1 protein-coding gene is annotated in these 840 nt (G+C 75.1%); it reads right to left on the reverse strand.

What is annotated here, in order from left to right:
- On the reverse strand, positions 1-702 hold a 702-nt coding region (locus ACYVE9_RS28935), incomplete at its 3' end, for an inositol monophosphatase family protein (RefSeq protein WP_461030841.1).
- Between the last annotated feature and the right edge of the window lie 138 nt (positions 703-840).

Genomic DNA, 840 nt, shown 5'->3' on the forward strand with positions numbered 1-840 from the left:
GGGCCGGCCGCCGGTGCGGGCGCCGGCCTCACGGGCGATGAGCTCACCGGCCGCGTAGTCCCACGGGTTGGTGCCCCGCTCGTAGTAGCCGTCCAGCCGGCCGCCGGCGACGTCGCACAGGTCGAGCGCGGCGGAACCGGAACGGCGGATGTCCCGTACCTGCGGCAGCAGTTCGGCGACGAGCCGGCCCTGCACGGCACGGCGGTCCCGGAGGTAGGAGAAGCCCGTCCCGATCAGCGCCTGGTGCAGCGGCGGCGCCGGACGGCAGCGCACCGGGTCGCCGTTGCGCAACGCGCCCTCCCCCAGCACCGCCTGGTGCACCTCGCCCCGCGGCGGTGAGGCGACCACTCCGACGACCGTGCGCCCGTCCACCTCGGCGGCGATGGACACCGCCCAGTTGGGCAGGCCGTAGAGGTAGTTGACGGTGCCGTCGAGGGGATCCACGATCCAGCGCACCCCGCTGGTGCCGGTGGTGCTCGCCCCCTCCTCGCCGAGAACCCCGTCGTGCGGGCGGCGCTCGGCGAGCACGGTGGTGATCAGCTTCTCGGCCGCGATGTCCATCTCGGTGACGACGTCGATGGAGCTGGTCTTGGTGGCCGCCACCGACAGGTCGGCCGGCCGGCTGCCGTGCAGCAGCTCGCCGGCCTTGGCGGCGGCCTCCAGTGCGACGGCCAGCAGTTCACTTCGCAGCGGATCGCTCACGTCTCTCCTCGCGGTGGCTCTCCCGGGCCCTCGTCGGACCCGGGCCGGTTGCTCACAGGTACGGGCTGTCGGCGCCCGCCGCGGCGGGCCGGGGGGCCCGGGCGGGGCAGCAGCCGATCGGGCACAGGTCGTGGGAGG

The sequence above is a fragment of the Streptomyces sparsus genome (genome assembly GCF_054776295.1).